This window comes from Photobacterium sp. Ph5 (genome assembly GCF_022129445.1).
Lineage (GTDB): Bacteria > Pseudomonadota > Gammaproteobacteria > Enterobacterales > Vibrionaceae > Photobacterium.
The window spans coordinates 1-9,169 of record NZ_JADQAQ010000084.1; the positions used below are offsets into that span (position 1 = coordinate 1).

The window sequence follows — 9,169 nt, forward strand, 5'->3', positions numbered from 1 at the left end:
ATTCAGGTTTCTTCCAACCTGACGGGTTTGCCAGCTTCGCTGGGCAAACAAAAAAACGGAGTCTTAAAAAGACTCCGTTTTTCAAACAAGATTTACTGCTTACTTCGCACTGAGAACACGTGCTGGTTGTAAACTACTTGCACGACGTGCTGGGTACCAAGTCGCAATAAGGCTTAGAACGATTGCAGTTATAGAAACAATTAACACATCTTTATATGCCAATTGCGTTGGTAAGAAATCAATAAAATAAATATCACCTGATAAGAATCGATGGCCAATTATCTTTTCTATTACTCGAACTATATGAGTTAAGTTAACAGCAACTAAGCAACCAAATATTGATCCCATCACGCTACCTAACACACCAGATAATACACCATGCCAAATAAAGATTGATTTCACTAAGCGATCACTAGCCCCCATCGTTCTGAGAATTGCGATATCAGAAGCTCGATCTTTTACTGCCATCATCAAGGTTGAAACAATATTGAAACAGGCAACGCCAATAACTAATACCATAACTAGATACATAATTGTACGTACCAGCTGAATATCACGATACATATAGCCGTATTGCTGCGTCCAACTTTTAAGATATACATAAACAGGAAGAGTATTACCCACTTCTTTTACAATACGCTGCGCTTCTAGCACTTTATCTACATTAATTTGGATACCAGAGACACCTTGCCCCATATCCATGTACTTTTGAGCATCAGCCAAAGGTACTATCGCCAGTTTATGATCAATTTCTCCGCCAAGCGCTAAAATACCTGCCACTTGTAAGCGAATACGGTGAGGAGCTCGAAGCTGGGTCATTTCTGGATCAGCGTTAGGGATCATTGCGGTTAACCAATCCCCCACTTTCACGTTAAGACTCTTAGCAACGCCTTGACCTAAAATGACTTCTTTTTTACCTGATGAGAATTTACTCCATGCATCATTTAATACATAACGCGGTAGTTCACTCACTTTAAGTTGCTCTTGAGGATTAACACCTCGAACACCTACGGCTTTTAGCTTAGTTCCTTTTTCAAGTAATGCAGTGAATTCAACATAAGGCGCGGCTGCGGTAACATCTGGGTGTTTTTCGATTTGCTTAACTAACGGTTGCCAATTATTTAAAGGAGGCTCAACAGCCTGTAATTCACCATGTGGGATCACGGATAACACACGGGTTTGTAGTTCACGTTCAAAACCGTTCATTGCCGAAAGACCAACAATGATCACTGCAACACCAACAGCAATACCTAACATCGATGACATTGAAATAAATGACACCATACGGTTACGTTTTTTTGAACGATTAAAACGACTACCTATATATAAAGAAAGAGGGCGAAACATTAAGCCTCCACAACGACTTGAGATAACACGCCATCTTGCATATGCATACAACGGTCTAGCTTTGCCGCTAATTCACTATCATGAGTTACGACTAAAAAAGCGGTACCTGATTCTGCATTTAATTTACGCATTAAGTCATAAATTTCTAATGCTGTTTTATGATCAAGATTACCCGTTGGCTCATCCGCCAAAACAATAGCAGGGTTATTAACCAAAGCACGTGCAATCGCAACACGTTGGCGTTCCCCCCCACTCAACTCTGAAGGACGGTGTTCATAACGATGACTGAGCCCAACTAAAGACAGCATATCTTGTGCACATGTACGCGCTTCACTTACACTTTTACCACCAATTAACAATGGCATAGCAACATTTTCAACGGCAGTGAAGTCTGCAAGTAAGTGGTGAAACTGGTATACAAAGCCAATTTCTTGATTACGAATTTTAGCTTGTTTGTTTGCACTTAAAATATCTAAGCGCTGCCCTTTGAAGAACACTTCCCCATCAGTGGGTTCATCTAACGCACCCAAAATATGTAAAAGTGTACTTTTACCTGAACCTGATGAACCAACAATAGCGACTAACTCATTATCAGCAATCTCTAAATCGACTTGTTTTAAAACTTCTGTTTCAAACTGTCCTTCTTTATAGGTTTTACAAAGTTGATGACAAGATAATAACGCATTATTCATAACGAAGAGCCTCAGCAGGACGGACAGCGGCCGCACGATAAGAAGGAAAAACAGTCGCTAATAAACTCAAGCTAATAGCGCCTAAAATAACAAACATAATTTGCATTGGTTCAATCACGGTTGGTAATGTGCCACCGATCGATGCTAAATCAACACCCAATACAGAGATAATGGTATTAAGATAATGCGCTACTAACGCTCCGAGCAAACCACCTAATAATGCACCGATAACACCACTACTTGCACCTTGAACAATAAAAATCGTCAAGACTTGGCGGTGAGTCATACCTTGGGTTTTTAATATTGCGACCTCTGATTGTTTCTCCATCACCACCATCACTAAAGCAGAAATGATGTTAAAAGCCGCCACACCAATGATCAAACCAAGCATCAAGCCCATCATATTCTTTTCCATTTTTACAGCTTGGAAAAGTTCACCACGCTGCTCGCGCCAATCAGACCACGTCCAACCATTGGGTAATTTCAATTTAGCTAATTCAGGAACAACGAATGGATCATCAAGGTATAAACGCCAGCCTGTCATTTGATCTTGTTTATAACGTAATAAACGTCCTGCATCTGAAATATTGGTGTATACCAATTGCTTATCAACATCAGAGCCTGTGTCATAAATACCAGATACTTCAAATTTCCTTTGGCTCGGCATTCGACCAATAGGAGTAAATTGGCTCGCACTAGTCACCATTAGACGAATTTTATCGCCAGGTTGCACACCTAACTCAACGGCAAGCGCTTGACCAATAACAACGTTAAAACTACCAGGCGTTAGATCACTTAAACGCCCGACCATCATATGACGTGAAATAGGATCATACTGATTCGGCTCAATACCAATCATTGTGCCTGCAGCAATAGAGTTCGCACTTTGAATAATCGCTTCACCGCGTGTTATCGCCGTCACGTCTGTCACATGTGGCAACGTCTTTAACGCCTCTGGTGCATGTTCTGATAACGGCACTCGTCCATCAGCACTTGATACTTCGGCTTGCGGCAAAACACCTAAAATTCGACCTTTTAGCTGTTCTTCAAAACCGTTCATCACAGACATAACGGTAATTAACGCCATTACGCCAATGGTAATACCGGCTGTAGACATATAAGAGACAAAGCGACTAAAGCGATCGCCTGATCGACCTCGTAAATAACGTAAGCCGATAAAAAAAGAAACTGGATGAAACATAGGATTGAGAAACCACTCCTTTATTAGGTTGGTAAAGAATACTCGTTCACATCATTAATTACCATCCGACATGGTAAATGTAATGTAAATTCAGTGACTAAATGATAAACACTTACGCCACTTTTCTTGCCCTTGCATGCTTGCTAAGTAATAATCAGTTCAATTAAATCAAGCTTTATATGCCGTGGCTGTAGGTTATGACATCCGCTCCTATTATTAGTTTGAAAATAGGATTTATTCACAGTGAGTGCGTTATGACACAACAAGATGAGTATTTTTCAGTCCAGCTAGGGCTTACTATTAACGTTGAACGTTTATCATCTAATGAAAGCGTACCTGATGAACAAGATTTCAATGCCGAAATCCCGCCTTTATTTCGTATTGCCAGCGAGTGTTCGACGTTAGAAGACAATGCCGATCGTTTATTCGCCAGTTTCAACAAAAATGAAACCCAAGCATTGATGGACTATCTTGCAGCACAAAACAGTAAAATTAATCTATTACTGTCTTATGTCTTATCGCAGCAAGATGATCCTACCTATCGTTTTACTACCTTAACTTTTGGCGCAAGTAACCTTAGTTTTACCAGTTCATCTTCCTATCAGGTTGGCTCTAATGTTAGAGTGAAACTGTTTTTAGATTACCCAGCCGCTGCTATTTTTTGCTACGCTGAAGTCACCGAAAGTATTGCTAGCGATGAGCAATTTATCATTAAATTGCGTTACACCCGTTTGCTTGAAGATGATCGAGATTTGCTGATCCGCGCCGCTTTATATAGCCAGCAAAAACTTTTACGCCAACGTGCTCAACAACGACAATTAAATAATAACGATGAATAATAAACACTTACTTTCTATCCCCTTACCTAGTAAGGCTGGTGATAACCGTTATATCGGTAATATCAAGGGTGCAGCCCTTGCACTGTCTTTTGCAGAAGTTGCAGCATCACACAAAGGTCCTGTTCTTGCTGTGGTTCCTGATACCCAAACAGCCTTAAAACTTCAGCCAGAAATCACGCAATTTTGCGATGTTGAGGTAAACGTTTTTCCAGATTGGGAAACCCTACCTTATGATAATTTCTCGCCACACCAAGATATTATTTCTGAACGTTTAGCACGTTTATACAAAATGCCAAGCCAAAAATCTGGCATCATTTTGGTTCCTATCAGTACCTTGCTACAGCGACAAACCCCAAGAGAATTCATCCACCAGCATGCTTTAATCGTAAAAGCTGGCGATCGTATGTCACTTGAAAAACTGCGCTTACAACTTGAAGTATCAGGTTATCGTCATGTCGATCAAGTGATGGAGCATGGCGAGTATGCCAGCCGAGGCTCGTTGCTTGATTTGTTCCCAATGGGGAGTCTATCACCTTATCGTATCGATTTTTTTGACGATGAAGTCGACTCTATTCGTCAGTTTGATCCAGATAACCAGCGCTCTACCGGTGAAATTGATAGTATCGATTTATTACCAGCGCATGAATTCCCAACTGATGAAATCGCAGTTGAAAATTTCCGTATGCGCTGGCGTGAACGTTTTGAAGCTCGCCGTGAACCAGAATCTATTTATCAACAAGTCAGCAAACGCACATGGCCGGCAGGTATTGAATACTGGCAACCACTGTTTTTCGATAAAACAGAAACCTTATTTGATTACTTACCCGATACGTCTTTGCTTATCACGTTAGGTGATTTAGAGCCTGCCGTTGATAGCTTTTTAGCCGATGCTGAATACCGTTACGATCAACGCCGTGTTGATCCATTACGTCCTTTACTTGAACCTAAAGAGCTATGGCTAACAAAAGATGAAATGTTCACAGGCTTTAAGAATCTGCCTCGTGTTCGTATTCAATCTGAGCCTGTCGATAGTCAAAAAGCAGGCCGTTTTAATCCTGAATTAAAACCCGTCCCAAGCATCACGATTAATCATCAACTTAAAGAGCCATTTGCTGAACTCAGACGCTTTGATGAGCAATTCCAAGGCAAAGTTATTTTCTCTGTTGCCTCTGAAGGCCGCCGAGAAGCGCTGCTGGATCTATTAGCACGGATCAAAGTCCGTCCACTGGTCTGCAAAACATTAGATGAAGCCCTTGATAACCCAACAAAACATAGCCTTGTTATTGGCTCGGCTGAAAATGGCTTTATTCTTGATGATCCCGCTGTTGCATTCTTGTGTGAAAGTGACTTACTTGGTGAACGTATTGTTCAACGTCGACGTCGTGATGATAAGAAAACCACCGTTAACGCCGATACCATTATTCGCAACCTTGCTGAACTGCAAGTGGGGCAACCTGTCGTTCACATTGATCACGGCATCGGACGTTACCAAGGTTTACAAACCCTTGAAGCGGGTGGTATTAAAACCGAGTATGTGACACTTGAATATCAAGGTGGCGCTAAACTCTATGTGCCTGTTGCATCACTGCATTTAATTAGTAGCTACTCAGGTGGCGCTGAAGATACCGCACCTATTCATAAATTAGGTGGCGAAACATGGTCTAAAGCTCGCCGAAAAGCAGCAGAAAAAGTACGTGATGTCGCGGCTGAATTACTGGATGTTTACGCTAAACGCGAATTAAAACCAGGCGTTAAATTTACCCTAGATCGTGAAGCGTACGCTGAATTCAGCGCAGGTTTCCCTTATGAAGAAACCTACGATCAAGCTTTAGCAATTAACGCAGTCCTATCTGATATGTGTCAAACCAAGGTGATGGATCGCCTTGTTTGTGGTGATGTGGGCTTTGGTAAAACTGAAGTCGCTATGCGTGCTGCATTTGTGGCAGTTGATAACAACAAACAGGTAACTGTGTTAGTGCCAACTACCCTATTGGCACAACAGCACTTTGAAAACTTCCGTGACCGTTTTGCAAATACGCCAGTGCGTGTCGAAGTATTATCTCGATTTAAAACAGCGAAAGAGCAAAAACAAATTTTAGCGGATGTCGAAGAAGGTAAAATCGACATCTTAATTGGTACTCATAAGCTACTAAACAGCAGTGTGAACTACCATGATTTAGGCTTATTGATTGTCGATGAAGAGCACCGCTTTGGTGTTCGTCAGAAAGAGAAAATCAAAGCGATTCGTGCCAATGTCGATATCTTAACCTTAACGGCAACACCGATTCCTCGTACCTTAAACATGGCAATGAGTGGGATGCGCGATCTTTCGATTATCGCCACGCCACCGGCTCGTCGTTTAGCGATCAAAACATTTGTTCGCCAATCCGATGATGCCGTTATTCGTGAAGCAGTACTACGTGAAATCAGTCGTGGTGGTCAGGTTTACTTCCTGCATAACGAAGTCGATAGCATTGAAAAAACGACTGAAGATTTAGCAAAGTTGATCCCTGAAGCCCGTATCACCTTTGCTCACGGTCAAATGCGTGAGCGTGAACTCGAAAAAATTATGGGCGATTTTTACCACCAGCGCTTCAATGTACTTGTGTGTACAACAATTATTGAAACCGGTATCGATGTCCCTACCGCTAATACCATTATTATGGATCGTGCAGATAATCTTGGCTTGGCTCAGTTACACCAGCTACGTGGTCGTGTTGGTCGTTCTCACCACCAAGCTTATGCTTACCTATTAACACCACACCCAAAGCGTATGACGAAAGATGCGGTGAAACGCCTTGAAGCCATTTCTTCTCTTGAAGATCTTGGTGCAGGCTTTACGTTAGCAACCCATGATTTAGAAATTCGTGGTGCTGGTGAATTACTTGGTGATGAACAGAGTGGTCAAATTCAGTCGGTTGGCTTTAGCCTCTTTATGGAAATGTTAGAACAAGCCGTTGAAGCCCTAAAAGAAGGTAAAGAGCCTTCTCTAGATGATCTACTTAAACAACAAACAGAAGTTGAGTTACGTATTCCAGCACTACTGCCTGATGACTACATCCCTGATATTAATACGCGTTTATCTCTTTACAAACGCATCGCAAGTACTAGTGATGACAACGAGCTAAACGAAATTAAAGTCGAGCTAATTGACCGATTTGGCTTATTGCCAGAAGCGGCATCGAACTTACTGACGGTAAACAGTGTCAAACTTAAAGCAGCAACGCTGGGTATTAAGAAAATCGAGAACGGTGAAAAAGGCGGTTATTTCGAATTTGATCAAAATGCAGCAATCAATCCAACCTTCCTTGTTGGTTTACTGCAAACCCAGCCAAATATTTTCCGAATGGAAGGTCCAACAAAACTGAAAATCATTGCTGAGCAAAGTGATCGTAAAAAGCGAATTAAGTTCCTTGAAGATCTTCTTGAACAATTTCGTCAGCACATGGTGTAAGTAAACCATCCTCTAAAGTACTGACCAAGCAAGGTCAGTACTTTATATTTACATACTTCCCCAATTTCGGCAGGATAGCTATGAAACTTGATTTCGAAATCTCTACTCCTCGGCTCATTCTTCGCCCATTTAAAAATGCTGATCTCAATGATTTTCTCACCGCCGTACATGACTCAGTTAATGAACTAAGTCCATGGCTTGAATGGTGTGATAATAGCTTTGATCAACATGATGCCCATGAATGGATTAGTGCAAGTCGACTCAGCTGGCAAACCGATTTTAGCTATGAATTTGCCATCTTTAATCGCTTTGATGATGCGTTTATTGGGACGGTTTCTCTGAGTGCGATTATTCCTATGACCAATAGTGCAAATTTAGGTTATTGGATAAAAACAGGTTGTCATCGACAAGGGTTTGCAACTGAAGCAAATATCGCAGCCGTACAATTTGCTTTTCAAATGCTGGGGTTAACGCGCTTAGAAATCATTACGCATATCGATAATTATGCAAGCCAAAAAACAGCAAAAGCATGCAATGCTAAATTTGAATGTGAAGCGCGTAATCGTATTTTTTATCATAATAAACCGCTTGATGGTCTTGTTTATTCGCTAGTACCAAGCGATTTATTCACTTAACTTAAAAAGCTGTATTTAAGATACACTTTATTATCACACATCAACATTTCCTTTATGTCCTTCACTTATGCTGTATTCGTAAACAATCTTGAAGGACAACTCCCCGATGAATACATATCACGCTCACGATATCCTTAATTTACTGATCGAATCTCAACAGCCGTACACAATAGAAACATTGAAAGAAAAAATTACGAATAGATACGGCGCTGATGCGACGTTTTACACCTGCAAGTTAAAAGATTTAACGATTGAACAATTGTTAGAATTTTTTGTTGCTAAAAACAAAGTGACAATTACAGATGGCATCGTTAAGACTAACATTGCCAATATGTGTCACCATTAAACGATTAAGCACAACATTCTTTACAGTTTCATACTGTTAGAAAAACGACACAGTGGTAAGATGCAAGAAATTCATTTGTAAGGAAACTATTGTGTCCAAAATTGTTATTGCCGTTATTGTTGCCGTATTACTCGCTTTTTTCCTTTATCGTTCATACAACAATAAGCAAGTTGCTGCTGAAAACATTAAGCAAGGTGAAGCTTTTCTTGCGGAAAATAAATTAAAAGAAGGCGTACAAACGACGCCTTCTGGTCTGCAATACCTTGTTTTACAAAAAGGAACAGGGACTGAACACCCTAAAGCGACAGATAGCGTAACAGTGCATTACCACGGTACTTTAATTAATGGCACTGTGTTTGATAGCTCAGTCGATCGTGGTGAAAAAATTTCATTTCCACTTAACCGCGTGATCAAAGGTTGGACGGAAGGCTTACAACATATGGTTGTTGGTGAAAAAATGCGTTTCTTCATTCCAGCTAATCTAGCTTATGGTAATAACGGTGCAGGTAGCATTCCACCTGGCTCAGTGCTCATTTTTGATGTTGAGTTATTTAAAATCAACTAATAGAAAACAGATATAAACAAAAACGCCAGCAAAAATGCTTAATGCATGTGAATTAAGATAATTCACGTTTTCTTGAAGGCCTAGTCGCAT

General features: G+C 40.8%; 8 protein-coding genes. 5 read left to right on the forward strand and 3 right to left on the reverse strand.

Annotated features, from left to right (window positions below):
- Positions 1–99: 99 nt before the first annotated feature.
- From lolE to lolC, 3 genes are read right to left on the reverse strand one after another with little or no spacing between them, the layout of a single operon-like run.
- Entirely contained in the window at positions 100–1,347 is a 1,248-nt protein-coding gene (lolE, locus tag I3259_RS19390; RefSeq protein WP_238031335.1) for a lipoprotein-releasing ABC transporter permease subunit LolE, read from the reverse strand.
- Positions 1,347–2,039: a lipoprotein-releasing ABC transporter ATP-binding protein LolD gene (lolD, locus tag I3259_RS19395; protein WP_238031336.1), complete on the reverse strand. Its 693-nt coding sequence runs from the start codon at positions 2,037–2,039 to the stop codon at positions 1,347–1,349. Before lolD ends, lolE begins: the two co-directional genes overlap by 1 nt.
- A complete protein-coding gene (gene lolC, locus I3259_RS19400) occupies positions 2,032–3,240 on the reverse strand; it encodes a lipoprotein-releasing ABC transporter permease subunit LolC (protein WP_238031337.1) in 1,209 nt (402 codons plus the stop codon). The genes lolD and lolC overlap by 8 nt, the downstream gene beginning before the upstream one ends.
- Positions 3,241–3,494: 254 nt before the next feature.
- Between lolC and I3259_RS19405 the strand changes: the two genes are divergently transcribed.
- The 5 genes from I3259_RS19405 (at position 3,495) to I3259_RS19425 (ending at position 9,079) form a co-directional block, all read left to right on the forward strand.
- Positions 3,495–4,079 carry a PilZ domain-containing protein gene (locus I3259_RS19405; RefSeq protein ID WP_238031338.1) on the forward strand — a complete coding sequence of 195 codons (585 nt, stop codon included), beginning with the start codon at positions 3,495–3,497 and terminating at the stop codon, positions 4,077–4,079.
- On the forward strand, positions 4,072–7,533 hold the full coding sequence (gene mfd, locus I3259_RS19410) for a transcription-repair coupling factor (RefSeq protein WP_238031339.1): 3,462 nt from the start codon (positions 4,072–4,074) through the stop codon (positions 7,531–7,533). The genes I3259_RS19405 and mfd overlap by 8 nt, the downstream gene beginning before the upstream one ends.
- Positions 7,534–7,613: 80 nt before the next feature.
- The gene (locus I3259_RS19415; protein WP_238031340.1) at positions 7,614–8,168 is read left to right on the forward strand and encodes a GNAT family N-acetyltransferase; all 555 of its coding nucleotides are present in this window, start codon (positions 7,614–7,616) and stop codon (positions 8,166–8,168) included.
- Positions 8,169–8,274: 106 nt separating this feature from the next.
- Positions 8,275–8,514 carry a YecH family metal-binding protein gene (locus I3259_RS19420; protein WP_238031341.1) on the forward strand — a complete coding sequence of 80 codons (240 nt, stop codon included), beginning with the start codon at positions 8,275–8,277 and terminating at the stop codon, positions 8,512–8,514.
- A 91-nt stretch (positions 8,515–8,605) separates the two neighbouring features.
- The gene (locus I3259_RS19425; protein WP_005367112.1) at positions 8,606–9,079 is read left to right on the forward strand and encodes an FKBP-type peptidyl-prolyl cis-trans isomerase; all 474 of its coding nucleotides are present in this window, start codon (positions 8,606–8,608) and stop codon (positions 9,077–9,079) included.
- Positions 9,080–9,169 lie beyond the last annotated feature (90 nt).

Excerpts from the sequence above, each read along its gene's own strand:
- lolE (WP_238031335.1), bottom strand. The coding sequence starts at position 1,347 with ATGTTTCGCCCTCTTTCTTTATATATAGGTAGTCGTTTTAATCGTTCA.
- lolD (WP_238031336.1), bottom strand. The coding sequence starts at position 2,039 with ATGAATAATGCGTTATTATCTTGTCATCAACTTTGTAAAACCTATAAA.
- lolC (WP_238031337.1), bottom strand. The coding sequence starts at position 3,240 with ATGTTTCATCCAGTTTCTTTTTTTATCGGCTTACGTTATTTACGAGGT.
- I3259_RS19405 (WP_238031338.1), top strand. The coding sequence starts at position 3,495 with ATGACACAACAAGATGAGTATTTTTCAGTCCAGCTAGGGCTTACTATT.
- mfd (WP_238031339.1), top strand. The coding sequence starts at position 4,072 with ATGAATAATAAACACTTACTTTCTATCCCCTTACCTAGTAAGGCTGGT.
- I3259_RS19415 (WP_238031340.1), top strand. The coding sequence starts at position 7,614 with ATGAAACTTGATTTCGAAATCTCTACTCCTCGGCTCATTCTTCGCCCA.
- I3259_RS19420 (WP_238031341.1), top strand. The coding sequence starts at position 8,275 with ATGAATACATATCACGCTCACGATATCCTTAATTTACTGATCGAATCT.